Genomic DNA, 26,314 nt, shown 5'->3' with positions numbered 1-26,314 from the left:
TTCCCCGCGCAGGTGTGCCGCGGAGAGGGGTCGCCGACCGGCATGCAGCCCGGCCGGTCAGCGAGTGGGACCGGATTTTCCTTGGAGTACAACCCGGTCGCCTATTGGAGATAACCCGAGGCCCACCCTCGGGCTAACCCGATACCTAAGAATGGTCAACCTATGGTCATCAGGCTGGCGTTGCCGCCCGCCGCCGCCGTGTTGATGCTGATCGCCCGCTCGTTGAGCAGCCGCTCGGGAGCATAGGATGCCCCGGCAGCCACTTCGTCGGGACTCAGGCCGTGCACGGCCAGGATAGGCCCCTCGCGGCGGGCGATGCGCTGGTTCAGGGTCCGCAAGGCATCGCCGTCTCCTTCGAACAGCACCGCCTGGAAATCAGCCGCGTCGATTTCGGACTCGTCCAGCAGCGCTGCCTGGCCATCCAGGGCGGCGGCATCGAGCGTGGCGAGCAGGTCGCGCGCGGCCGGCGTGTCGGCGAACCAGGCCAGATTGCCGGTGCCGCGCACTGCGGCCCATTGCGCCCGGGCGCCCAGCGGGGTCGCGGCGACGCAATAGACCGCGCCGCGCGGCTCGACCCGGTAGGTATTGGTTTCGCCGGTGGGCCCGGGCAAAGCCAGGCTGATGGGCACGTCGCCCGCCCCTTCCAGGGCCGGGGGCAGCCCCCCGGGGCGCACCGACAACAGGCGGTAGAGGTACAGCGGGCCGCCCGCCTTGGGGCCGGTGCCCGAGAGGCGCTCGCCGCCAAAGGGCTGCACGCCCACCACGGCGCCGACGATATTGCGGTTGACGTAGATATTGCCCGCGTCGACCGATTCGGTGACGCGCCCCACCGTCTCGTCGATGCGGGTATGCACGCCGAAGGTCAGGCCATAGCCGGTGGCATTGATGCTTTCGATGACGCGGTCCAGGTCGTCACGGGCGTAGCGCAGCACATGCAGCACGGGCCCGAACACCTCGCGCTTGAGCTCGGCGATGTCGCCGATTTCGATCAGGGTCGGCGGCACGAAAGTGCCAAATCGGCATTCGGGCGTGCCTTCGGCCTGCACCACTTCGTGGCCGGCGGCGCGCATATCGTCGATATGGCGCAGGATATTCTGCCGCGCCTCGGCATCGATGACCGGCCCCACGTCGGTGGACAGGCGATCCGGATTGCCCATGCGCAGTTCGCGCATGGCGCCGCGCAGCATGGTGATGACGTGATCGGCGTTGTCTTCCTGCACGCAGAGCACACGCAGGGCCGAGCAGCGCTGGCCGGCCGAATCAAAGGCCGAATTCAGGACATCGAACACCACCTGCTCGGCCAGCGCGGAGGAATCGACCACCATGGCATTCTGGCCGCCGGTCTCGGCGATGAGCGGGATGGTATGCCCCTGGTCGTCCAGCCGGTCCGCCAGGCTGCGGGCAATCAGCCGCGCGACTTCGGTCGAACCAGTGAACATGACACCACGCACAGCCGGATGGGCCACCAACCGCGCGCCCACGGTCTCGCCGCGGCCGGGCAGCAATTGCACCGCGCCGGCCGGCACGCCGGCGGCCCGCAGAATCCCGATCGCCTGGGCGGCGATCAAGGGCGTCTGCTCGGCCGGCTTGGCCAGCACGGTGTTGCCCGCCGCCAGCGCTGCGGCGACCTGTCCGGTGAAAATGGCCAGCGGGAAATTCCATGGGCTGATGCACAGCACCGCACCCAGCGGACGATGGGTGTCGTTGTCGAATTCGCGCTCGACCTGGTCGGCGTAGTAGCGCAGGAAATCGACCGCCTCGCGCACTTCGGCGATGGCATTGGGCAGTGTCTTGCCCGCCTCGCGCACGATCAGGCCCAGCAGGGTCTGCATCTGTTCTTCGAGCATTTGCGCGGCGCGGCGCAGGCATTGCGCCCGCTCGGCCACCGGGGTGGATTGCCAGATGGGCGCGACATTGCCGGCGGCCCGCAAGGCGGCCTCGACGGCGGCTTCGTCGGCTTCGATCACACGGCCCACCACGTCGCGCTGATCCGCCGGATTCAGCACGTCCAGAGCCCGCGCCTCGTCCCAGATATCGTCGGCCTCGCCCAGCATGGGCATGGCGCGCCAGGGCGTGCCGGCGCCGGCCTGCAGCGCGGCCGACAGCGAGCCCAGGCGATGTTCGTTGGACAGGTCCAGGCCAGCCGAGTTGGCGCGCGCCGGACCGTAGAGATCGCGCGGGAGCGGGATTTTTTCGTGCGGAGCGCCCAGCGGCACGATGCGGGCCGCGGCCTGCACGGGATCGGCGACCAGCTGCTCGACGGAAATACTGTCGTCGCCGATCAGGTTGACGAAGGAAGTATTGGCACCGTTTTCGAGCAGGCGCCGCACCAGATAGGCCAGCAGGGTCTCGTGTGTGCCCACCGGCGCATAGATGCGGCAGGGACGGTTGAGCTTGCCCTGCGCCAGCGGACCGACCACCTCGTCATAGAGCGGCTCGCCCATCCCATGCAGGCATTGGAATTCATATTGGCCCGGGTAGTAGTTCTGCCCGGCCAGGTGGTAGACGGCCGCCAGGGTATAGGCATTGTGGGTGGCGAACTGCGGGTAGACCGCCTCCGGCGCGGCCAGCAGCTTGCGGGCGCAGGCCAGATAGGCCACATCGGTATAGACCTTGCGCGTGTAGACAGGATAGCCCTCCAGGCCATCGATCTGGGCGCGCTTGATCTCGCTGTCCCAGTAGGCGCCCTTGACCAGGCGTATCATCAGGCGGTGGCTGCTGCGGCGGGCCAGGTCGATCACATAGTCGATCACAAAGGGCGCGCGTTTCTGGTAGGCCTGGATCACAAAGCCGATGCCGTTCCAGCCCTCCAGTTCGGGCGTGAAGCACAGGGCCTCGAGAAGATCGAGCGAGATCTCCAGACGATCGGCCTCTTCGGCGTCGATGTTCAGCCCGATGTCGTACTGGCGCGCCAGGATGGCCAGGTGCTTCATGCGCGGCAGCAGCTCGCTCATCACACGCTCGCGCTGCGCGCGGGCATAGCGCGGGTGCAAGGCCGAGAGCTTGATGGAAATGCCCGGACCTTCGTAGATGCCCCGGCCGGCAGCCGCCTTGCCAATGGCGTGAATGGCCTGTTCATAGGCCGCGTTGTAGCGTTCGGCGTCCTCGGCCGTGGTGGCCGCCTCGCCCAGCATGTCGTAGGAGTAGCGAAAGCCCCTGGCCTCCATCTTGCGGTTGTTGGCCAGCGCCTCGGAGATCGTCTGGCCGGAGACGAACTGCTCGCCCATCATGCGCATGGCCATGTTCACGCCTTTGCGCACCAGGGGCTCGCCGCCCTTGCCGATCAGGCGGGTCAGCGCCTTGGACAGCGATTGCTCGCTGCTCACCGCCACGAGCTTGCCGGTGATCATCAAGCCCCAGGTGGCGGCGTTGACGAACAAGGATTGCGAACCGCCCATATGGGACTTCCAGTCGCCGCGGGCGACCTTGTCGCGGATCAGGGCGTCGCGAGTGGCGCGGTCCGGGATGCGCAGCAGGGCTTCGGCCAGGCACATGAGGGCAACCCCCTCCTGGCTGGAGAGCGAAAACTCCTGGATCAAGCCTTCGACGCCGCCGCCGGTCCGCTTGTCGCGCAGGGTCTGCACCAGCTTGGCGGCCATGGCATGGATTTTTTCCAGCTGCGGCATGCGGGCTTGGCCCAGCAACAGCGGCACGCACTCGGGTTCCGGACGGCGGTAGGCCGAGGTGATGGCCGCGCGCAGCACCGATTGCGGCTGCACATCCTGGCCGAACTCATAGAAAGGCGGGGTCGGCCCCGTGTCGGGCGATGCTTCGCCGGGCTCCTCGTCACGGCCCAGGTGGGCCATCTCCGCCGGCAGGTGGCCGCGCTCGATCTTGTCCAGATAGGCCACCAGGGCCTGTTTGTGAAGCCAGTGAGGCGTGCATTGGAGTTTTTGGGCGGCCGCCTTCAGGCGATCCCGCAATGCGTCATCGACCTTGACGCCCAGGGTGGTGCTAGCCATAGCGTTTTGCTTTCCTCGATACCGCGGCAGGCAGCCGCGACCGCGCGCGGCTGTACCGGCCCCAACCGGTGGAACCGAATGCTAAAGAAGTTGCAACCGGCTAGATATACTGGTTAACCCTAGACCAAGCCAGGTTAACCGGGCGCCCGGGATATCAATCGGACGCGGCCTTGCAGCCCTGCAGGCTCACCTCGGGCCCGGCGGGCTCCGCGCCCTGCCCGCCCCGGCGTATGCCCGAAGCAATGGTCCGGGCCAACAGCGCGACGGCCTGCTGCTGGGCCGCCACCAGCCTGGGCACGTCGCCGCCGGCCGCCGGCACCGTGATGACGCTGCGGCAGATCAGGGCCTGGCCTTTGAGGCTAATGGGGCGGGCGCGCCAGGTGACATCCAGCACGGCCGGCCCCTGGGTGCTGACGTCAAAGCGCTGCACGTCGGTCTGCACCCGCCAGACGGGGGTCTCGGCGGGTGGACGCACCACCCTGACGTCCAGGGCCCCGAGTTCGCGCGTCAACCCATCGGACAGCGCCGAGCGCAGTTCATCGCCCAGGGGCGCGCTCCAGCGGTCGGAATACAGGGGCGCGATGCTGCCCGCGCCGGTGCGCAACATGATCTGCGGCTGGTCGGCCTGCGCCGGCACGATGACGGGCAGCACCTCGATCATGAAGCCGGCATTGCCGGCCATGGCCGTCCCGCCGCCGGCCGGCGCTTGCAGGGTGTAGTAGCGGGCAGGCGGCGAGCTGCCGCAGGCAGCCAGCCCGGACAGCAGGATCAGCACAGCGCAAAGTCGGATGGGTTTCATGGGATTCAGTTCCTGACGGGACCGGAGCCGGGGATGGGATCTTCACCCCTGCCACGCAGCAGGGATTGGGGATTGGCCTGCAGGAAGTCCGCCAGATTGCGCAGCGAACGGGCCGCGCGCGACAGTTCCTGCATGGAGCGTTCCGCATTGACCGGCAACGCCGAATCCGAAGAAAGCAGCTCGTTGATCTGCGCCAGCGAGCGGCGCGCCTCCTTCATCATGGCCGCCGCGTCCGGCGCCAGGTCCTTGTCCAGGCGCGTCATCAGCTTGGAGGTGCTGGCCAGCGTGTTGCGCAGGTCCTGGCCGATCTGGTCGAAGGGGATTTTCTCGATCTTGGCGACGATGCTGCCGATCTGCTCCTGCAACTGGTCGAACTGGCCCGGGATGGTCGGGATATTGGCCGGCTCGGTCACCTCGTAGTCGACCGGCTTGACATGGGGGAAGTGATCCAGGACCACATACATCTGGCCGGTCAGCAGATTGGCCGAGCGCAGCTGCGCGCGCAGGCCGTACTTCACGAGCACGCTCAGGGTGCGGCCCGGGGCAAGATCCTTGCTGCCCGTATCGCGCTGCACGCTGCGCACGATCTCGTCGAACAGGCTGCCCAGGCGTTCGGGGTAGATGGTCGCGTCGACCACGCCATAGAAGCGCTTCTTGCTGCCGTCGAAATCAATGGCCACGTGGGTGACTTCGCCCAGGGAGATGCCCTGGAAGTCGATGGGCGCGCCCACCGACAGGCCGCGCACGGACTGGTCAAAGCGCATGCGGATACGGAAAGGCGTGCCATCGGTGTTGGCCTTGGCGGCGGCCTCGCTGCCATAGAGCTGGAAGCGGCTGTTGGCCTGGGCTTCGCCGCCATCGCGCTCGACGACGTTGTCAAAGGCGACACCGCCCACGGCCACCGACACCAGGGACTGGGTGCGCACCTTGAGCCCGTCGGCATTGACGGAGAAGTCCACGCCGCTGGCGTTCCAGAAGCGCGCGCCCTCGGTGACGAAGCGGTCGTTGGGCGCATCGACAAAGACCTGCACGTCCACCGCCTTGCCATCCTCGCTCAAGGCATAGCCGACCACCTGCCCGACGCTGATGCGCCGGTAATAGACGGGCGAACCGATATCCAGTGAACCGAGGTCATTGGCGCGCAGCGTGAAGCGCTTGCCCGGCCGGTCATGCGCCACGGGCGGCGGCGTCTCCAGGCCGACGAAATGCGTCTTGCTGGCCTTGCGGTCCAGCGTCTCGGGGTCGCCCACGGCATCCACGCCGATATAGGCGCCCGACAGCAAGGTGCCCAGGCCCGAGACGCCGCTGATGCCCAGGCGCGGCCGCACGACCCAGAAATTGGTGCCCTCGCGGGCCATGTTCTGGACTTCCTTGGCCAGTTCGGCTTCGACCACGACCTTGCTGCGGTCGGCGTTGAAATGGATGCCCTTGACCGTGCCTATGGTCACGTCCTTGTAGCGCAGCTGGGTCTTGCCGACCTCCAGCCCTTCGGCGGTATTGAACTCGATGGAGATCTCGGGGCCGGCCTGCATCCAGGTGCGCACGACCAGCGACAGGCCGGCCAGCGCGGCCACCAGCGGCACCAGCCAGATCCAGGAAATGCGCGAGCGCTCTTTCTTGGATACCTTGACCTTGCCCAACGGATTGTCCGGCAAATCGGTCGACTCAGCCATGTCGTGCGCTTCCTTGTGATGTCGCTTTTTATTCAGGAATTGCCCGCGGGCGCGCCCGCGGCGGCTTCGGGATGATCCGCATCCCACTCCGATGCACTTTCAAGATCCCAGGCCTGGCGCAGGTCGAAAGTCATGGCCGCCAGCATGGTCAGGACCACCACCAGGCCGAAAGACGCGGCCCCCGCGCCGGCGCTGATTTCCATCAGCCCCTGGAAATCGGCCAGCGCCGCCAGAATGATAACCACGAAAACGTCCAGCATCGACCATTGGCCGATGAACTCTACCATTTGATAGAGGCGCGTGCGTTGCTGCAGATTGGTTGTGCTGCGCCACTGCAGCGTCAGCGCCAGGAAACCCAGCGACAGCAGCTTGGTCAGCGGTACCGCGATACTGGCGATGAAGACGATGAGCGCGATATCCCAGGAGCCCATTTGCCAAAGCTCGACCACGCCCCCCAGGATGGTGTGCGCGCTGTCGCCGGTAATGGAGCTGATCTGCATCACCGGCAGGGCATTGGCCGGGATGTAGAAAATCGCCGCGGCGATCAGCAGCGCCCAGGTGCGCGACAAGGTCTCGGGCTTGCGGTAATGCAGCACGGCGCGGCAGCGCCGGCAATGGTGCATGGCATGAGGATCCTCGTCCAGCGCCTGCACCTGGCCGCAGACATGGCAGCCGGCCAGCACCGTATCGGCGGTCATCTCGGGGATGTGCACCGGCACCACGCCCGCTCGTTCGGCCATGCGCCAGATGACGGCCGGCGCCAGCCGGCTGAGCATGGTGAGAAAGACCGTCAGCGCGCCAAAGGCCAGCAGGCCCACCCGCGGCTCGACCGAGGCCATGCCGGCAAGCTTGACCACCGAGACCACCACCCCCAGCAGGAACACCGGCACCATGCTCCATGGCCGCAGCAGGCCCAACAGGCGCACGACGCCGGCAAAGCCATAGGGCAAGGCGCCCCGCGACAAGGGACCCAACACCCAGAGCAGGGCCAGTAATTGCAGCAGCGGAATGCCGAAGCCGACCGTGCCGGTCATGATGGCCACGGCATAGTGCCCCTGGCGCCAAGTGATACCCACGGCGTCGAGCAGCGTGGCCGTGCTGGTCATGCCCTGCACCGACAGCGCGGCGACGGGATAGGCGTTGGCCACGCCAAAGAGGATGAGACCGGTGATGGCCAGCGCCAGCCAGTTCGACAGCGTCAGGCCGCTGTAGCGCCACAGCGTCGAGCCGCAGCGCTCGCAGGCGGCCGCCTCGCCCGGATCGAGGCTGTGCCAGCGGTAGACGCTGGCACAGTGTTCGCAGGCGATGAGAGAGTGGCGCTCCAAAGGCGGGCCCTGGTCAGCCTGGCTCAGTCAACCAGCTCGACTTCCGGCTTGTCCTTGGCGCTGGGCGTGGACTTGGCCGCCTCGTCGAAAGACAGCACGACCTTGTCGTTCTCGTCCAGGTCCACCGTGACATTGCCGCCGTCGACCAGGCGTCCGAACAGCAACTCGTCGGCCAGGGCGCGGCGGATGGTGTCCTGGATGAGCCGCTGCATCGGGCGCGCGCCCATGAGCGGATCGAACCCATGCTTGGCCAGGTAGTCGCGCAGCTTCTCGGTGAACACCGCCTCGACGCGCCGCTCGTGCAACTGGTCCTCGAGCTGCATGAGGAACTTGTCGACCACGCGCAGGATGATCTCGCGGTCCAGCGGCGCGAAGGGGATGATGGCATCCAGCCGGTTGCGGAACTCCGGCGTGAACATGCGGCGGATCTCGGCCATTTCGTCGCCCACCACGCGCGTATTGGTGAAGCCGATGGCCGCGCGGTTCAGGGTCTCGGCCCCCGCGTTGGTCGTCATGATGAGGATGACGTTGCGGAAGTCGGCCTTGCGCCCGTTGTTGTCCGTCAGCGTGCCGTGATCCATGACCTGCAGCAGGATATTGAAGATATCCGGATGGGCTTTTTCGATTTCATCGAGCAGCAGCACGCAGTGCGGCTGCTTGGCGATGGCCTCGGTCAGCAGGCCGCCCTGGTCAAAGCCGACATAGCCGGGAGGCGCGCCGATCAGGCGCGAGACCGCGTGACGCTCCATGTACTCCGACATGTCAAAGCGCAGCAGCTCGACCCCCAGCGTGAAGGCCAGTTGGCGGGCGACCTCGGTCTTGCCCACGCCAGTGGGGCCGGAGAAGAGGAAGGCCCCGATGGGCTTGTCGGGCTTGCCCAGGCCGGAGCGCGCCATCTTGATGGCGGCGGCCAGCGCGTCGATGGCCTGGTCCTGGCCGAAGACGACGGTCTTCAGGTCGCGGTCCAGCGTGGCCAGCTTGCTGCGGTCATCGCTGGAAACCGACTGCGGCGGGATGCGCGCGATCTTGGACACGATGGCTTCGATCTCGGCCTTGCCGATGACTTTCTTCTGGCGCGAACGCGGCAGCAGGCGCTGGGCGGCGCCGGCCTCGTCGATGACGTCGATGGCCTTGTCGGGCAGGTGGCGGTCATTGATATAGCGCGCCGACAGCTCGGCGGCCGCGCTCAGCGCGGCGGCCGAATAGCGCACGCTGTGGTGCTCTTCGAAGCGGCTCTTCAGGCCGCGCAGGATCTGCACGGTCTGGTCGACGCTGGGCTCGGGCACGTCGATCTTCTGGAAACGGCGCGACAGCGCGTGGTCTTTCTCGAAGACCCCGCGATATTCGGTGTAGGTGGTCGCGCCGATGCACTTGAGCTGCCCGGACGACAGGGCCGGCTTGAGCAGGTTGGACGCATCCAGCGTGCCCCCCGAGGCCGAACCCGCCCCGATCAGGGTGTGGATCTCGTCGATGAAGAGCACGGCATCCGGATTGCCGCGGATCTGCTTGAGCACGCCCTTGAGACGCTGCTCGAAATCGCCGCGGTACTTGGTGCCGGCCAGCAAGGCGCCCATGTCCAGCGCATAGACCTGGGCCGACTGCAGGATCTCGGGCACCTCGCCGCGCGTGATGCGCCAGGCCAGGCCTTCGGCGATGGCCGTCTTGCCCACGCCTGCCTCTCCCACCAGCAGCGGGTTGTTCTTGCGGCGGCGGCACAACACCTGGATCACGCGCTCGACCTCGTGTTCGCGGCCGATGAGCGGATCGATGCGGCCGGCCAGCGCGGCGGCGTTCAGGTCGTTGGCGTACTGGTCCAGCGGCGATTGGCGCGACTCGCCGCCCTCCTCGCCGGGACTTTGCTGTTCTTTCTGGACAGCGGAAGGTTCTTCCTGGGGCTGCTTGGTGATGCCATGCGACAGGAAATTGACCACATCCAGCCGCGTGACGCCCTGCTGCTGCAGGTAGTACACGGCGTGCGAGTCTTTTTCGCCGAAGATGGCGACCAGCACATTGGCCCCGGTGACGGGCTTTTTGCCCGTGCCGCCGGCCGACACATGCATGATGGCGCGCTGGATCACGCGCTGGAAACCCAGCGTGGGCTGGGTATCGACCTCGGCGCCGCTGGGAATGACGGGGGTATTTTCTGTCACGAATTGGCGCAGGTTTCGGCGCAAGTCGTCCAGATTGGCCGCGCAGGCGCGCAAAACCTCGACTGCCGAGGCGTTGTCCAGCAACGACAGCAACAAATGCTCGACAGTAATGAACTCATGTCGGGCGGAGCGGGCCTCGACGAATGCCATATGCAGGCTGACTTCAAGCTCTTGGGAAATCACGCTTCCTCCGTAACGCACGAAGCGGCAGGTACACGCTTCATATTCTATGCCGATCAGGGCGTAACGCCAGCGATTTCAAACTCGAGGCCAGTGTACCGGCCCGCTTCGTCCATCACGGTGAGACGGTGCAAGCCATTGCGCGCCAGGGACAATCCCTGTGTTTCGCCTGCCCCGGCCTGACGATATATCTTGCCATCGAGCATCCACCATACCCGGCCCTGGGCGCCCTGCACGCCGACATCCAGCGCCACGGCGCGCGCGCCGGGCACCGGCCGCAGCACGGAACCCTGGGCCACGCCCTCGATGCGCATGGGAGCGCGCGACACATTGGCATACTCCGCAAATGAGGGCGGAACCGTATCATTCAAGGCCCAGGCGGCCCGCTGCTCGGGGCAGATTCCGCCGGGCGCGCTTTCCAGGCGCCAACCCAGCGGCCAGCAGGTGACGACGGCGCGCACCGCTTCGGGGCGCTTGCGCGCCCGCGGCGGGCCCGCCGGCAGCGCCGAAGCCACATCGCGTAACAAAGGCGCGGCAACATTGGCGCCAAAAAAACCGGGATTGGGTGTGCCATCCGGACGGCCGACCCAGACGCCCAGGGTCCACCGATCCGTCACTCCGATGGCCCAGGCGTCGCGGAATCCGAAACTGGTGCCGGTTTTCCATGCCAGCGCGGGCTCGGCCCCACCCTGCTGGAACAAGGGTCTTTCCGGGTGCCCCCCCGCTTCCAGGATATCGCGCACGATCCAGGCCGCGCCGGCGCTCATGGCGCGGCTTTCGCGCCTGGGCTCATCGGGGCTCAGGCGCGGCTGGCCCGCCAGGCCCTCCCGTGCCAAGGCGCGATAGGCGCCCACCAACTCTTCCAGCGTCGTCCCGCCGCCGCCCAGGATCAGGCTCAGATTGGGCGCCGCCCCGGCCGGCATGCGCAGGCGCACGCCGGCATTGAGCATGGCCGAGGCGAAGCGGACGGGCCCCACACGATCCAGCAAATCCACGGCCGGCACGTTCAGGGAACGCTGCAAGGCCTGGGACACGCTGACGGGCCCGGAAAACGCGGCCTGGAAGTTGCCCGGTGCATAGCCGCCAAACGACATGGGCACGTCCATGAGCAGGCTTTCCGAATGCACCAGCCCGTCGTCCAGCGCCTGGGCATAAAGAAAAGGCTTGAGCGTGGACCCCGGCGAGCGCACGGCGCGCACCATGTCAACGTGCGCATAGCGGCTATCGTCGGAGAAATCCGCCGAACCCGCATAGGCTTTGATCTCCAGGCTGTCGTTGTCCATCACCAGCACGGCCATGGACACCTTGGGCGGCAGACTATCGACGCGGTCAAGCAGCATGCGCTCGACCGTGGCCTGCATGTCGGCGTCCAGCGTGCTGGCCACCACTGTCTGCCCCCGCGGCTGGCCAGCCAGCAGGCGTTGCGCCGCCAGGGGCGCCAGCCAGCGCGCCCTCAAGGGCGGCGCCACCACATTCTCGATGCGCGCATCGGCCACCCGTCCGGCCGGCCAGATCGACAAGGCCTGCATGCGAGCCAGCACTTTGTCGCGCGCCAGCCGCGCGGCCTCCGGATGCCGGTCGGGGCGCAGGCGCGACGGCGCCTGCGGCAAGGCCGTGAGCAACGCCGCCTCGGCATCGCTCAGGTCGCGCGCGGACTTGCCCAGCCACAGGCGCGCGCCCATCTCCGCGCCCTCGACGATGCCGCCCATGGGCGCATGCGCCAGGTACATCGCGAGGATCTCGTCCTTGCTGTAGTGCATCTCCAGCTGCAGCGCGCGCCAGACCTGGCGCGCTTTGGCCCGCAGGCTGCGCGAGGGCTGCCCGGCCAGCGCCGGATCGAGCATGCGCGCGACCTGCATGGTGAGTGTGGAGCCGCCGGAAACAATGCGGCCATGCGCGGCCCATTGCCAGCCGGCGCGGGCCATGGCCCAGGGATTGATCCCCGGATGCCAATAGAACCAGCGGTCCTCGTAGGCCAGCAAGGTCTGCAGATAGCGCGGCGAGACCTGTTCGGGCGTGACGGGATACCGCCAGACGCCATCACGGCTGGGATAGTTGCGCAAAGGCGTGCCATCGGCGGCAATGACCACGCGCGCGCCCGCCGAGCCGGCCGACGGCAGCGGGTAGACCCGGTCCAGCACGAACAGGGCCGCCAGCGGCAGCGCCGCCAAGGCGGCGCCGGCCAAAGCCAGGCGCCGCCTGCGCCGCGTCATTTGCGCGGCTGCCTGTCGCGGATCTCGATGCTGCTCCATGTGTCGCCCACGCCGCGCAGCTCGGGCCGGTACATGTCTTCAGCGACCACCGAGGGCACACTGTAGCGGCCTGGCGACACCACGCGCGCCAGATAGAAGATATCGACCTTGCCCCGTCCCAGCGTGGCCGCCGCGACATAGCGGTCATCGCGGAACTCGCGATGCTTGATATTGGGATTGGCCATTGCCTCGGCCACCCGGCGCCCGCCGATCTGCCAGTCCTGCATCTCAGGGCTTTGCGAGAGGTTCAGGTTCTCCACTTCGAAGCCGGCCGGCACGCGGTCCACGATGAGCGCATCGGGCACATACTGCGTGGCATCGGCCTGGATCCAGACCACCAGCATGTCGCCGGTCTGCAACAGGCCGCCATCCCAGGCGCTGCCGTCAGGGCGATACCAGCCGCGCTGTAGGCCGATGACATCATTGCGGGGCGCCGGCGCGGTCCGGGGCGTGCCCTGGGCATCGAATTCCACGAACAGCGATTGATTGCCCGTATTGCGCAGGCGCGTGGCCGCCAATTCCGCCGGCCCGATCTCCAGGGTCTGATCCTGCGGGCTGGACAGATTGCGGCTGGTGCCAGCCTGTTGCAGCATGGCCTGCCAGGGCGCGGCCCGGTCGCCGCCGGCCGAATTGGCCGCCAACAACAAGGCCATTTGTTCCTGCGTGGACAGATAGGAGCGGTTCCCCATCCGGGCCGCGGCCTGCTCGAGCAGGTTTTCGCTGCGCGCATCGCGCAAACCGTATTGGTTCAGCAGGGCGTAGGCTTGGGCATAGTCGCGCACGCTGCTGCCGTAGTCGCCCAGCCACTCATCGTAATAGCCGGAACCGCGGCGCGTGATGCCATAGGCGCGCGTCATGCCTTGCTCCAGCGCGGTCTTCATGCGGCCCTCATCGCCCAGCAGCTTGAACGCCGCCGCCAGCTGGATGAGCGGCAAGGGGGAACGCGCCCGCTCGCCATAGTTGTCGAACAGCTGCCTGACCGTGGACAGCGGCGCCTTGCCGTCCCGCGCCAGCGCCAGGGCGGCGGCGGCCAGACCGGCGAAGCGGCGGTGGTCGTTGCGCAGCACCTCCGCGCTGCTGCTGTCGAAACGGCCGCTCTCCAGGCCCTTGCGCAGATTGGCCGACCACGTGCCGAAGTTGTTGGGCGTCTGCTGCAACTGTTCCAGCAGCCACTGCCGGGTGCGTTCCAGGCCGCTGTCGGGCACGTTGAAGCCGCGGTCCCGGGCGTCCTGCATGAAGCCCAGCGCATAGGCCGTCAGCCAGACATCGCGCGAACTGTAATCGCCCCACAAGGAGTAAGCGCCCGTCGCCCCGCGCATGCCCGACAGGCGCGCCAGCGCACCGTCTATCTTGGCTTGGCGCTCGGCCAGGGTGCGCGGCGTCATCCCGAAGCGTTTGGCCGCGGCCTCATCGATGATGACCCAGGGCAGTGTCGCGCTGATGGTCTGTTCGGTGCAGCCATAGGGATAGTTCAACAGGCCCTGCACCAGCCGGTTGACGTTCAGCGGCGGGCGGTTGGACAGGGTCATCGACGCCGTGACCGAGTCGGCATGCCAGTTGGCCAGGAGGTCGGCGGGAGGGGTCCACTCCTCGCCGGGATTGAGGCGGATGCGGCGCGCCCGGCGCTCGGCCGCATAGGCCGGCTGCACCTGCAGCACCGACTCGCGCGTGATGTCCAGGCCATCGCCCTGGACCACCAGGCGCATCAGTCCCAGGCCATAGGAACCCGTCGTGGTCGCGACAAAACGCAGCGTCGCGCGTTCCTTGTCCTTCAAGGTCACGGTGCGGGTGCTGTCGGCAATGGCCAGCGGATCGAGTGCCTGCAGCTTGACCGTGAGCTTGCGCGTCGCGCCGCTCAGATTGGTCAGGTCCAGCGCCACCGCGGCCTGGTCGCCCGGCGTGATGAAGCGCGGCGTGTTCAGTTCCGCCACCACGGGCGCCGCCACCATCATTTCGGTTTCGGCGCTGCCGTAGCGCTCCGCCGAGAACGCCACGGCCATCAGGCGCAAGGTGCCATTGAAGTCGGGCACGTCAAGCTTGATCTCCGCTTCGCCCTGCGCATTGAGCGCCACCACGCCCGAGAACAGATCCACCAGCTTGACCTTCTTGGGCAGGCTGCGGCTGTCGCCGCGCATGGCCGCGTCGCCACCCCACTTCAGGCGCCCCTGGGTGCCGTCCATCTTCTCGATCAACTTGCCGTACATATCCAGCAGCTCCGGCGCATAACGGTGCTTGCCGAAGAAGAAGTCCATGGGATCGGGGGTCGCGTACTGATTGATGTTGAGGATGCCGACATCCACCGCCGACAGCGTCACATAGGCCTTGCCTCCCGAGGCGCCATCGACCTTCACGCGCACCGTGGCGGGCTTCTCGGGTTCGACCTTGGCCGCCGCGCTCAGGCTGACGGCCAGCTTGCGCTCGGCGCTGGCCAGCGGCAGGTAGGCCAGGCCCAGGGCGCGGGCCGGGGTCACGCGATCGCCCTCGCTGCCCGGCCGGAAGACCGTGGCCGATACATAGAGATCGTGACGCTTCCAGGCCGCGTCGACCGGGATCTCGACCTCGGTACCCGTGGCCTTGACCGCCAGCCATTGCGACCACAGCATGCGGTCGCCTTCCACCGTGATCAGGGCCTGGCCGTCGTGCGGCGGCACGACCGTCATGCGAACCTTGCCGCCCGGCTTGGCCGGCAGGTCCTGCAGCTTGAGCTGCACGCGGTCCGGCCGGTTGCCCACGGCATCGGCGTCTTGCGCATTCCAGCCGGCATAGAAGCGATAGCGCGCCACCTGACCGGTCTGCGGATCGGCGATCTCCAGGCGATAGCGGCCCCACTTCACATCTACTGTCAACGAGGCGCGCTCGCCGATGTCAATGACGCGCGAATCCGTCAACTCCTCGGTTTCGGTGTAACCGCTGTTCCAGCCGCGCTGGTCGTCGAAACGCCAGTAGTACTGGCGTTCTTCGCGGTACAGGCGCACCTGGGCGCCATTGACCGGCTGCGGCTTGCCTTCGGCATTGACGCGGATGATTTCGAAACCGGCCGGCGCGCCTTCGCGCGCCACATCGCGGTCAAACAGCGGCCGCAGGCCGATGAGCGTATCGGCCGGCCAGACGCTGCGCTCGATGGAGCGGACCACGGGCCGCCCGCCCGACTCGAGCAGGCTGACCGACAGGCGGACCTTCAGGGGAGAACGGGCCTCGCCCGCCTGGGGATCAACGCTGATCTCGCCATGCCCGCGCTCGTCCAGCTCGCTGTCGGGCAGCTCCTCGAAACGGCGCAGCGTGTCATCGGCGACATCGCCGAAAACAAAGCCCGGCCATTGCCCGGGCAAGGCGATGCGGTCGCGCTTGACCTGGAAACTGGCCAGCACGCGGTTGCCCGCGGCGGGCGCGCCATACAGATAATCGCCCTGCAATGCCACCTGCCAGGTCTCGTCGGGGGCCAGGACCGGCTGCTCCGAGGTCAGGGCGAGTTTCATGCGCTCGGGCAGGAACTCTTCGACCTGGAACTTCCAGCTGGCATCCGGGATCCGCGCCGCGGGGTCCACGCGCAGTTCCAGCATCCAGGTGCCGGTCTGGGCGTCCTGCGGGATATCGATGACCTGCTCGACATAGTTGGGCAGGTCCTTGGCCGGATGCCACAGGGTCGTGCGCGTCACCCGGCCGTCCGGGCGCTTGATGGTGGCCGTCAGGGGGCTGGCCGGCAAGGGCCGCCCGTCCGGGTCGCGCGCCAGCACCGAGACATGGAATTGCTCGCCCGGCCGGTACAGATTGCGCCCGGCATAGACAAAGAGATTGTTGTTGCGGGCCGGGTGACCGCCGATATCGTATTCCGAGAGGTCCAGCGCCGGCTCGCCCAGGGCCAGCAGCGTCATTTCCTTGCCGCGGGTGGCGCGCATCACGCGCGCATTGGCATGCGAGCCGTCAAAACGCACATGGCCCTGGGCGTCCGCGTCGGCCTGGGCCAGGGACTTGCCCGCGCCATCGACCAGTTCCACGCGCACCCCGGACAGCGGCTGGCCCGTCTTCAGGGACACGGCATAGGCTTCGCTGCGATCCGGATAGCGGCGCGCATGCAGGCCGATATCGCTGACGTAGAAGTAGGTGGTCTGGTACTCGTAGCGGAAACGGCCGGGCTGGCTCATCACCGCGATATAGATGCCGGGATCCTGCAATTCCTTGATGTGCTCGACCGGCAGAAAGGTCACGTGACGCCGGTTGGGCTTGTCGTCGGTCACGAAACGCCCCTGGTAGACACTGGTGGTCAGCGTATTCAGGCGATCCAGGTCCCAATTGCTGACCGATCCCTTCAGGCTGCGGTTGTCCGCATAGCGCCAGTCGTCTTCCTCGGGGCCCTCATCGTCGTCCTCGCTGGCGCCGCTCTTGCGGCCGATGCCCAGCACCGTGTCAAAGAACTCGGGCACCCGCTGCGGATCCACGCGCAGGAACTGCACATCGACCTCGGGCATGTTGACGGTCGCCACCGGCAGGCCGCCATTCTGGCCCGCGGGCAAAACGACGCCGCGGCTGGCGAAGTAGAACGAAGGCGGCATGGCCTGCGTGGCGACATCGCAACGCGCCGCCTCGGGCAAGGCGCCGACCGACTCGCCGCCGGGCAAGCCCTCGCGCACGCTGATGGCATAGCGCTTGAGGGGTTGCACATAGGGGAAATACACCACGCGGGGGTTGTCGCCGACGACCCAGCCACCCTGGACGGCGCGTCCCTTGGGTACGGCCTGGCCGGTACTGGCCTGGCTCTGGCCACTGCCGGCGCTGTCATCCGCATCTTGCGGGGCCTCACCCAGCTCGGTCACCTGGAGATAGCGTCCCAGATCCGCCTTGCGGTCCACGGGCTGGGTGAACGTGAGCGCCAGTGCCAGGCTGTCGTTGTATTGGCGCGGCTGGCAATTCAACGCGGCGAAGGGATCGGGCTTGCCCACCGTGGCCTGGCCGGCCGGCTTTGCCGCCGGCGCGCCCGGCGAGGCGGCCTGTTCAGCGGCGGCAATCACCGACTGCTCGGCCTGCCGCGCGGCCTGCGGCGAAACGGACTGCGGCGCGGGCCCGCGCCCGGCCAACCATCCCAGCCCCACGGCGGCGGCCAGAATGACCGCGCCCCCCACTCCCAGCCAGACTTTCTTTTTATTCGCCAAGGCGCACCTCATGCTGCTACGTCTTAGACCGCCGCCAGGACACTGGCCGCAACGGCCTTACTTTAAAAAGGGAATATCGGGCGTCGGCCGCCCCGCGGACTACACCGGTTCCATAATGCACTGCAAGGGATGTTGCCGAGCCCGTGCATACTGCGCCACCTGCGCGATCCGGGTGGCTGCCACATCGCGTGGATAGACACCACAAACGCCACGGCCTTCGTGATGGACCTGCAACATGATCCGGGTGGCTTCTTCCTGGTTTTTGCCAAAGAACTTCTGCAGGACCTTCACCACGAATTCCATCGGGGTGTAATCGTCATTGAGAAGCACGACCTGGTACATCGGCGGCGGCGCGGTGCGCGCCGGCTGTTTTTCGACCACGACATCGTGCTGCGAATCCAAGGTAGAACTCATAGGGCGGCTATTCTATTTAATCGGCCAAATATTCGCGTCACACTTACTCAAAATTACACACAGACATGCGTAGTTTCCATACTTGACGCCAGAAAGAAAAGGAGCGCATTATCCATGCATTCGGGAGCCTTTCAACTCGTTGTAGGGCGACCGTTCCCGGATGGGCTTCAGGCCAAGCCACGGCCCCTTCGTCCAACATACGATTCAAAAGAGGCAGTCCGCATGTCTGACACGACCGCAACCGCCGTCCAAGGGGACAATCCAAAATCCACCGGAACCGTCAAGTGGTTTAACGACGCGAAAGGTTTTGGCTTCATTACACCCGACGATGGCGGAGAAGATCTTTTCGCGCATTTTTCGTCTATCCAGATGAACGGTTTCAAAACCCTCAAGGAAGGCCAGAAAGTCGCTTTCGAGATTATCCAGGGTCCGAAAGGCAAGCAAGCACTCAATATTACGTCGGCCTAAGCAACCCTGACAGACGGTATTATGCAGGCGGAGCCCCGGCTCCGCCTTTTCATTTGCAACCGGCCGGGATGCAACTTTGCGCCACGGCTGGCGGTCCATAGCCGGTATCCACCGACTCCTTTAGCTGTCGTACATGCAGATCCTCTCCGCCCTGATGCGCCCGGCCGTCCTCGCCCTGGCGCTTGCCCCCCTGTCCGCCATGGCCGGCGGCCCGCGCCAAGGCACCCTGCCCACCACGCAATTGTCCACCGGCATCCACGTCATCCAGGCCGAAGTCGCCGATACGGAAGACAAGCGCCGCATCGGCCTGATGAACCGCCAGGAACTGCCAGGCAACAGTGGCATGCTTTTCGTGTTCGAGGCGCCCGACCTGCAGTGCTTCTGGATGCGCAACACGCCGCTGCCGTTGTCGATCGCCTTCATCGCCGATGATGGCACGATATCGAACATCGAAGACATGGCGCCGCAGACCGACGACGCGCATTGTTCGCGCAAGCCCGTGCGCTATGCGCTGGAGATGAGCCAGGGCTGGTTTGCCCAGCGCGGCGTGAAAGCAGGCGCCAAGATCGACGGGCTGCCGTAAGCGCGGCGCCCCATATGCAAAAAAAGGAGCCTCGCGGCTCCTTTTTTTGTGATGCGGATCAGACGCGCTCGACGATGAGCGCGATACCCTGCCCCACCCCGATACACATGGTGCACAGCGCGTAGCGGCCGCCCGTGCGGTGCAGCTGATTGATCGCCGTGGTCGCCAGGCGGGCGCCGCTGGCGCCCAGGGGATGGCCCAGCGCAATGGCGCCGCCGTTGGGATTGACGCGGGCATCATCGTCGGCAATGCCCAGGTCGCGCAGCACGGCCAGGCCTTGCGCGGCGAAGGCTTCATTCAGTTCGATGACGTCCATCTGGGCCAGGGTCAGGCCGGTCTGGGCCAGTACCTTGCGGGTGGCGGGCGCCGGGCCCATGCCCATGATGCGGGGCGCCACGCCGGCGGTGGCCATGCCGACCACGCGCGCGCGCGGCGTCAGGCCGTGGCGGGCGGCGGCCTTCTCGTCGGCCAGCAGAAGCGCGGCCGCGCCGTCATTGACACCCGAGGCATTGCCCGCCGTCACGCTGCCGCCCTCGCGCACCACGCCCTTGAGCTTGGCCAGCGCTTCCAGGCTGGTCTCGCGCGGATGCTCGTCCTTGTCGACGATGAGGGCATCGCCCTTTTTCTGCGGGATGGACACCGGCGTGATCTCGGCATCGAAATAGCCCTCCTTCTGGGCGCGGGCCGTCTTTTGCTGGCTGGCCAGGGCGAACTTGTCCTGGTCGGCGCGCGAGATATTGAAGTCGTCCGCGACGTTCTCGGCGGTTTCGGGCATGGAGTCCACGCCGTACTGGGCCTTCATCAGCTTATTGACGAAGCGCCAGCCGATGGTGGTGTCGAAAATGGCGGCATTGCGCGAAAACGCGCTATCGGCCTTGCCCATGACGAAAGGCGCGCGGCTCATGCTTTCCACGCCGCCGGCCAGCATCAGGCCGGCTTCGCCGGCGCGGATGGCGCGCGCGGCCGTGCCGATGGCGTCCAGGCCCGAGCCGCATAGGCGGTTGATCGTGGCGCCGGCCACTTCGATGGGCAGGCCGGCCAGCAGCGTGGCCATGCGGGCCACGTTGCGGTTGTCTTCGCCAGCCTGGTTGGCGCAACCGAAAATCACATCGTCAAGCTCTTCCCAGCGCACATTGGGATTGCGCGCCATCAGCGCCTTGATGGGAATGGCCGCCAGGTCATCGGCACGCACCGACGACAAGGCGCCGCCATAGCGGCCAAAAGGAGTACGGATCGCATCGCAGATAAAGGCTTGCTGGGTCATGGCTAGTCAGAAAATGAATAGGTGAAACGGGATCGCGGCCATGTTACCGCAGCGTTTCCGGCGCCATCCTGGTGCGGCCGCAGATGTCCAGGCTACGGACGCTGTCTATGGCTTGGACACCTCGGGCGGCCTGGATGCCAGGCGGCGCGCGGCCTCCAGCTGGGCGACACGGCGGAAACGGCCGGCCGAGAAATGATAGAAAGGCTGCGGGCAGAACTGGCGCGACACCACCGAAGCCAGCAGCGAGCCGGCCAATAACCAGAACAGCATGGGCTGGCTGCCCGTCATTTCCATGACCACCACGCTGGCGGTCAAGGGCGACTGCGTGGCGGCGGCCAGGAAAGCCGCCATGGAGATCAGCACCAGCACTTTGCCGTCGACGCTGCCGCCTGTCCATAGCCATAGCTGGTGCCCCAGGCCGGCGCCGGTGGTCAGCGCCGGGGTGAAGATCCCGCCCGGGATGCCGGCCCAATACGAGGCCACGGTAGCCGCGAGCTTGGACAGCCCGAAACCCGCTGGCGCCGCGCCATCGGCAAGCAGCACGGCCGCCGTGCCATAGCCCGTGCCGTAGGTCGCGCCCTGGCTGGCCAGGCCGATCAAGGCCACGGCCAGCCCCAGGCCGAAGGCCGCGGCGATGGGACGGCGGCGCACGGTCTCACGCCAGGCCTGGGGCAATACGCCGGTCAGGCCCTTGCCCAGCAGGCGGGCGAACAATCCTCCCAGGCAGCCATTGAGCAGGCCGCAGGCAGCGACCCACCAGATCATGTGTTCGGCCAGGGCCTGCCCCCCGAACACGCCGAAATAGGGATTGTTGCCCGCCAGCGCCACCACCATGAAGCCGCAGGCCAGCACCCCCAGCAGCACCAGGCGCTGCCAGCGCAGCACGGCGCCCCGTCCCAGTTCCTCGATGGCGAAGATCACTCCGGCCAAGGGCGCGTTGAAGGCCGCCGCCAGGCCGCCGGCCGCGCCGGCGGCGATCAGTTCCTGGGCATGGAAGCCGCGCATGCGCAGCCCCAGGCGCCGGCACAGATTGCCCCAGGACAGCATGACCGCCGCGCCCACCTGCACCGAGGGCCCCTCGCGCCCGATCGAAGCGCCGGCCAGCATGGCCAGGAAGGCGAGCGGGATTTTCCAGAGCGTCTGCCGCAAGGACACCAGGCTGGTCTGCGCCGGGCCCGGACGCAGCGACAAGGCGGCGATGACTTGCGGGATCCCGCTGCCGGCGGCCTGCGGCGCGTAGCGCAGCGTCAGCCAGCGCAGGCCGGCCAGCGCGCAGGGCAGCACGATGAGCGCCAGCCAGCCGTGGGCGCCCACCCATTGGCGGTTCCAGTCCAATGCCCAGTCCGCCAATTGGGCAAAGCCCATGGAAACCAGGGCCACCAGGGCCGCGCCTGCCAACAGCAGCGACACCTGCAGGCTTTTGCGCGACAGGCGCCGCATCTGCCGGGTCTTGCGCCGGGCCAGGCGCCGGGCGCGGGCCCAGGCATGGGCCAGGCGCGAAGAGGAAGAGGTCTGAGACATATTCTTTTTGTGGCGGGACAGGCCAACCATACCCACCACCGCCGTGACAGGCGCCTGATAGCGCGGCCGGCGCCCAAAAGACACGGCCCGGCAGGAGCCGGGCCGTCGATCGTGCAGGGCGCGCCAGGCGCGCCGATTGCCAATCAGGCGAAGTTCTTCGCGGCGAATTCCCAATTCACCAGGGCCCAGAAGTTTTCCAGGTACTTGGGACGGGCATTGCGGTAGTCGATGTAATAGGCGTGTTCCCAGACGTCACAGGTCAGCAGCGCCTTGTCGGCCGTGGTGAGAGGCGTGGCGGCGTTGCTGGTGTTGACGATGTCCAGCGAACCGTCGGCCTTCTTGACCAGCCAGGTCCAGCCCGAACCGAAGTTGCCGGCGGCCGACTTGTTGAAGGCTTCCTTGAAGGCGTCCACGCTGCCCCACTTGGCCTTGATGGCATCGGCCAGCGCGCCGCTGGGTTCACCGCCGCCGTTGGGCGAGAGGCTGTTCCAGTAGAAGGTGTGGTTCCAGACCTGGGCGGCGTTGTTGAAAATGCCACCGGAGGACTTCTTGACGATGTCTTCCAGCGACGCGGTCTCGAACTCGGTGCCCGGAATCAGATTGTTCAGGTTGGTGACGTAGGTCTGATGGTGCTTGCCATAGTGGAACTCCAGCGTCTCCTTGGAGATGCGCGGGGCCAGCGCGTCCAGCGCGTAAGGCAGAGGGGGAAGAGTATGTGCCATAGTCGGTTCCTTCTTTGTTGAATGCACGATCAAGCCCTTCGATTGTATCGGCTCTTCGCGAGGTTTCGCCTTAACCCAGGCTCGGCGCGGGGTTAACGGCTGGATTCAATCTCCGTGACATCGGCACGCACCCTGCCCTGGGCCAGATCAATGCTCACGCGCTCGCCCACCGCCAGCGCGCCGGCCTGGCTGACGACCCGCCCCCGGGCATCGCGCAGCACGGCGTAGCCGCGCGCCAGCGTATGTTCGGGATCCAGGGCGCGCAGTTGTGCGGACAGGGCCTGCAGGCGCGCCCGCCGCTGGGCCAGCAGGCCTTGCTGGCCGCGCGCCAGCCTTTGCATCAGCCCCAGCACGCGGTCCAGCGCGCGCGCCGTCTGCGGCGCGCGGCGCGCCACGCGCTGGCTCAGCGCAGCCAGGCGGCTGCCGCTGGCGGCCAGCGGGCGCTGGGCCGCCGAGGCCAGGCGGTGCCGCAGCGTGTTCAGGCGTTCGCGCTGATGCGCCAGCCGCTGCGCCGGCGAGATCAGCTGGGCGCTGGCCCGGTCCAGGCGCTGGGCAGCCTGCTCCAGGCGGCGCTGCTGCGCCCGCGCCAGGCGCGAGGCCGCGTGGCCCAGCGAGGCCAGCAGCTCGGCCCTGGGCACGCAAGCCAGTTCCGCCGCGGCCGTGGGGGTGGGCGCCCTGACGTCGGCCACGAAATCGGCGATGGTGAAGTCGGTTTCATGGCCAACGCCGCTGATCACCGGCATGGCGCATGCGGCCACGGCGCGGGCCAGGTCCTCATCGTTGAAGCTCCAGAGATCCTCGATGCTGCCGCCGCCGCGCACGAGGAGCAGCGTGTCGACTTCCTGGCGGGCGCTGGCCGCGCGCACCTGGGCCGCCAGGCGGTCGGCCGCATCGGCGCCCTGGACCGGCGCCGGATAGATCACGATCTCGACCTGGGGCGCGCGGCGCGCCAGCGCCGACAGCACGTCGCGCAGCGCCGCCGCATGCAGCGACGTCACCACGCCAATGGCGCGCGGCAGCCGCAGCGGCGCGCGCTTGCGTTCGGGATCGAACAGCCCCTCGGCCGCCAGTTTGTCCTTCAGGCGCAGAAAGGCCTCGTACAGGTCGCCCACGCCAGCGCGGCGCATGGCATCGGCCTGCAGCTGGTAATCGCCCCGGGGTTCGTAGAGCGACACGCGGGCGCGCACCTCCACCTGGTCGCCGGGACGCGGCACGAAACCGACCGCCGAGGCGCGGCTGCGGAACATGACGGTGCGCACCGACGCGCGGGCGTCCTTGAGCGTGAAGTACCAATGGCCGGAAGCGGCCTGCGTGAAGTTCGAAACCTCGCCGCGAACCCATATTGGCGGGATGTTGCGCTCCAGCAATTGCCCCACGGCTTGGTTCAGCTGGGCAACCGACAGGATATCCCGCGCAAATACGTCATCTTTGACAGCAAATCCAATTGTCATGGGGCTCGGAGCGGCGAAATGTGTCCACAGGGCTTGAAATTGCGGGCTCGCATGATAGCGCAATCCATGCCGGCCTGCCGGCTGCCCGGAGCGCCTTGATTTTCCGTGCAAGCCGTTGATTTATATGGATTTAATACAAACATCATATTGCGCAAAAGGGGCGCAATCCACCCTAAACCCAAGACGGGCGTGTGTTTCCAGGAAGTTTTGCACAGAATTATCCACAAAAACTGTGGATAGCTTGCCCTGTCCCCGCGACTTGCCACTGATGCCGGCCCGCCGTTACATTGCCGCCTTATAAGCCTTGCGGCCGACCGGCCGCGACCACAGGAGCACCCGTCTTGCTATCCCTCTTGCGCGATGCCGGCTGGCCGATCTGGCCCTTGCTGGCGACCTCCATCCTCGGCCTGGCCCTCATCCTCGAAAGAGTGCTGTCGCTGCGCCGCTCGCTGGTGATGCCGCGCGGCCTGGGCGAGCAAGTTGGCGAAATGCTGCGCAACCATGAGGACAGCCCGGAGGCGCTGGCCCGCCTGGAGCGCAACTCGCCTTTCGGCCGCATCCTGGCCGAGGTGCTGCGCATGCGCCACGCCCCGCGCGAGAGCTTGCGCGACGCCGTCGAAACCGTGGGACAGGGTGTCGCCCAGGAGCTCAACCGCTATATCCCGGCCATCGGCACCATCGCCATGGTCGCACCCCTCATGGGCCTGTTCGGTACCGTGGTGGGCATGATAGAGATCTTCGGCGCCTACAGCCCGGGCAGCACCGACCCGGCCCAGCTGGCCCACGGCATCTCCGTGGCCCTGTACAACACCGGCTTCGGCATTCTCATCGCCATTCCCGCCATGATCGCCCATCGCTACTTCCGCAGCCGCGTGGACAACTACATGAGCGCCATGGAACAGGCCGCCGCGCGCCTGGCCCGCGGAGTCCGGCCATGAACTTCCGCCGCCGCCGAGGCCCGCAGGATGAGCTGGACATCAATTTCATCCCGCTCATCGACGTGCTGCTGGTCATGCTGATCTTCCTGGCGGCCACGACGACTTTCGCCCGCTACAGCCAGCTGAAGGTGACCCTTCCCCAGGCCCAGGCCGAACAGCTCCAGCCTCCGGCCACGCTGGAGATCGCCGTGAGCCAGGATGGCCATTACGCGCTCAACGGCATCCTGCTCGACAGCAGCGACCCGGCCGCCATGGCCCAGGCCCTGCGCCAAGCGGCCGAAGGCAGGCCCGATGCCGTGATCGTCATCAACGCCGATGCCCAGGCCACGCACCAGTCGGTGGTCAACGTCATGCAGGCCGCGCGCGAGGCCGGCATCGGCCGGGTCAATTTCGCCGCCCAGGCCGCCCGGTGAGGATCCGCGATTTCCTGCACCGCGAGGTACAGCGGCAATGGCGCCGGGGCGGCTGGCTTTCCACCCTGCTGACTCCCTTGTCCGCGCTGGCCGGCCTCGCGGTGCGCCACAAGCGCCAGGCCTACCTGGACGGCCGCAGGACCGGCTGGCGGGCGCCGGTACCGGTGGTCGTGGTAGGCAATATCTACGTCGGCGGCACCGGCAAGACCCCCGTGGTGGTGGCCATCTTGCAGGGCCTGCGCGCGCGCGGCTATACGCCCGGCATGGTGAGCCGCGGCTATGGCGTGCGCATCGAGGGCCCGCCGCGGGTGGGCCAGGGCGAGCTGCCCGCGGCCGCCTTCGGCGACGAGCCCGCCCTCATCGCCGCGGCCACGGGCGCGGCGGTGGCCGTGCATCCGCGCCGCGCCGAGGCGGCCCGGGCCCTGCTGGCCGCCCACCCCGAGATCGATGTCATCGTGGCCGACGACGGCCTGCAGCACCTGGCCTTGGCGCGCGACATCGAAATCGTGGTCCAGGACGAACGCGGCACCGGCAACGGGCGCCTCCTGCCCGCCGGACCGCTGCGCGAACCGCCCAGCCGGCTGGCCGAGGTGGACGCCGTCATCACCAATCTGAACACCGGTCCGGGCCGCGCGCCCCAGGATGGCCCGGCCCGCCAATGGGCGATGTGGCTGGAGCCGCAGGAGGCCCGCCGGCTGAGCGATGGACAGCAGCGGCCTTTGTCGGCCTTCGCGGGCCAGAGCGTGGCGGCGGCGGCCGGCATTGGCAATCCCGGCCGGTTTTTCCGCACCCTGGAGAGCGCGGGGCTGGTGCCCACGCCGCGCCTGGCGCTGCCCGACCACTACGACTACGCCGACTCGCCTTTCGCCGGCCTGCGCGCCGACGCCATCTTCATCACCGCCAAGGACGCGGTGAAATGCGCTGGATTCGACGACCCCCGTCTGTGGTCGGTCCAGGTCCAGGCGCGCTTTTCAGAGCCGGATTTCCTGGACTGGCTCGACAACCGCCTGCGCGCCCTGGCCCCGCGCTAGCCGCGTTCTGCTTTAGAATTC

The 26,314-nt window shown here is 67.3% G+C and carries 17 protein-coding genes; 5 read left to right on the top strand and 12 right to left on the bottom strand.

Features of this window, described 5'->3' with window-relative positions; translation table 11 throughout:
* Positions 1–155 precede the first annotated feature (155 nt).
* The 8 genes from putA to clpS all read right to left on the bottom strand — a co-directional run bounded on the left by putA (position 156) and on the right by clpS (position 17,902).
* Positions 156–3,962 (bottom strand): trifunctional transcriptional regulator/proline dehydrogenase/L-glutamate gamma-semialdehyde dehydrogenase, encoded by a 3,807-nt coding sequence (gene putA, locus AXA74_RS02230; RefSeq protein WP_029579588.1) that lies wholly within the window; start codon positions 3,960–3,962, stop codon positions 156–158.
* A 154-nt stretch (positions 3,963–4,116) separates the two neighbouring features.
* Complete coding sequence (locus tag AXA74_RS02225) at positions 4,117–4,761, bottom strand: PqiC family protein (RefSeq protein WP_032979589.1); 645 nt, start codon at positions 4,759–4,761, stop codon at positions 4,117–4,119.
* Between the two features lie 5 nt (positions 4,762–4,766).
* Positions 4,767–6,434 carry a PqiB family protein gene (locus AXA74_RS02220; RefSeq protein WP_029579590.1) on the bottom strand — a complete coding sequence of 556 codons (1,668 nt, stop codon included), beginning with the start codon at positions 6,432–6,434 and terminating at the stop codon, positions 4,767–4,769.
* Between the two features lie 32 nt (positions 6,435–6,466).
* Positions 6,467–7,759: a paraquat-inducible protein A gene (locus tag AXA74_RS02215; protein ID WP_032970135.1), complete on the bottom strand. Its 1,293-nt coding sequence runs from the start codon at positions 7,757–7,759 to the stop codon at positions 6,467–6,469.
* 23 nt (positions 7,760–7,782) lie between these two features.
* Positions 7,783–10,092, bottom strand: coding sequence for an ATP-dependent Clp protease ATP-binding subunit ClpA (gene clpA, locus AXA74_RS02210; protein WP_029579592.1), 2,310 nt, complete (start codon positions 10,090–10,092; stop codon positions 7,783–7,785).
* A gap of 53 nt (positions 10,093–10,145) precedes the next feature.
* Positions 10,146–12,302, bottom strand: a complete 2,157-nt coding sequence (gene pbpC / locus AXA74_RS02205) for a penicillin-binding protein 1C (RefSeq protein ID WP_048940205.1) — start codon at positions 12,300–12,302, stop codon at positions 10,146–10,148.
* Complete coding sequence (locus AXA74_RS02200; protein ID WP_370736781.1) at positions 12,299–17,347, bottom strand: alpha-2-macroglobulin family protein; 5,049 nt, start codon at positions 17,345–17,347, stop codon at positions 12,299–12,301. Before AXA74_RS02200 ends, pbpC begins: the two co-directional genes overlap by 4 nt.
* A gap of 240 nt (positions 17,348–17,587) precedes the next feature.
* Positions 17,588–17,902, bottom strand: a complete 315-nt coding sequence (gene clpS, locus AXA74_RS02195; protein WP_029579595.1) for an ATP-dependent Clp protease adapter ClpS — start codon at positions 17,900–17,902, stop codon at positions 17,588–17,590.
* A 222-nt stretch (positions 17,903–18,124) separates the two neighbouring features.
* On the opposite strand from clpS, the gene AXA74_RS02190 reads away from it, so the two are divergent.
* Together AXA74_RS02190 and AXA74_RS02185 are read left to right on the top strand one after the other, a co-directional pair.
* On the top strand, positions 18,125–18,370 hold the full coding sequence (locus AXA74_RS02190; protein ID WP_012249572.1) for a cold-shock protein: 246 nt from the start codon (positions 18,125–18,127) through the stop codon (positions 18,368–18,370).
* Between the two features lie 133 nt (positions 18,371–18,503).
* The gene (locus tag AXA74_RS02185) at positions 18,504–18,953 is read left to right on the top strand and encodes a DUF192 domain-containing protein (RefSeq protein WP_029579596.1); all 450 of its coding nucleotides are present in this window, start codon (positions 18,504–18,506) and stop codon (positions 18,951–18,953) included.
* 58 nt (positions 18,954–19,011) lie between these two features.
* Here AXA74_RS02185 and pcaF read toward each other — a convergent pair whose 3' ends face one another.
* From pcaF to xseA, 4 genes are all read right to left on the bottom strand, one after another.
* On the bottom strand, positions 19,012–20,217 hold the full coding sequence (pcaF, locus tag AXA74_RS02180) for a 3-oxoadipyl-CoA thiolase (RefSeq protein ID WP_029579597.1): 1,206 nt from the start codon (positions 20,215–20,217) through the stop codon (positions 19,012–19,014).
* A 105-nt stretch (positions 20,218–20,322) separates the two neighbouring features.
* Positions 20,323–21,657 carry a chloride channel protein gene (locus AXA74_RS02175; RefSeq protein ID WP_080700843.1) on the bottom strand — a complete coding sequence of 445 codons (1,335 nt, stop codon included), beginning with the start codon at positions 21,655–21,657 and terminating at the stop codon, positions 20,323–20,325.
* Between the two features lie 224 nt (positions 21,658–21,881).
* Positions 21,882–22,460: a superoxide dismutase [Fe] gene (sodB, locus tag AXA74_RS02170; RefSeq protein ID WP_032956670.1), complete on the bottom strand. Its 579-nt coding sequence runs from the start codon at positions 22,458–22,460 to the stop codon at positions 21,882–21,884.
* 92 nt (positions 22,461–22,552) lie between these two features.
* On the bottom strand, positions 22,553–23,911 hold the full coding sequence (gene xseA / locus AXA74_RS02165) for an exodeoxyribonuclease VII large subunit (protein WP_029579600.1): 1,359 nt from the start codon (positions 23,909–23,911) through the stop codon (positions 22,553–22,555).
* A gap of 341 nt (positions 23,912–24,252) precedes the next feature.
* Between xseA and AXA74_RS02160 the strand changes: the two genes are divergently transcribed.
* From AXA74_RS02160 to lpxK, 3 genes are read left to right on the top strand one after another with little or no spacing between them, the layout of a single operon-like run.
* Positions 24,253–24,849, top strand: coding sequence for a MotA/TolQ/ExbB proton channel family protein (locus tag AXA74_RS02160; RefSeq protein ID WP_029579601.1), 597 nt, complete (start codon positions 24,253–24,255; stop codon positions 24,847–24,849).
* Entirely contained in the window at positions 24,846–25,262 is a 417-nt protein-coding gene (locus AXA74_RS02155) for an ExbD/TolR family protein (RefSeq protein WP_032973124.1), read from the top strand. Before AXA74_RS02160 ends, AXA74_RS02155 begins: the two co-directional genes overlap by 4 nt.
* Positions 25,259–26,293 carry a tetraacyldisaccharide 4'-kinase gene (gene lpxK / locus AXA74_RS02150; protein WP_029579603.1) on the top strand — a complete coding sequence of 345 codons (1,035 nt, stop codon included), beginning with the start codon at positions 25,259–25,261 and terminating at the stop codon, positions 26,291–26,293. Before AXA74_RS02155 ends, lpxK begins: the two co-directional genes overlap by 4 nt.
* Positions 26,294–26,314: the final 21 nt, after the last annotated feature.

It is taken from the genome of Bordetella hinzii LMG 13501 (assembly GCF_001548475.1).
GTDB lineage: Bacteria > Pseudomonadota > Gammaproteobacteria > Burkholderiales > Burkholderiaceae_B > Bordetella > Bordetella hinzii.
This window is presented reverse-complemented; position numbering and strand designations above follow the sequence as displayed.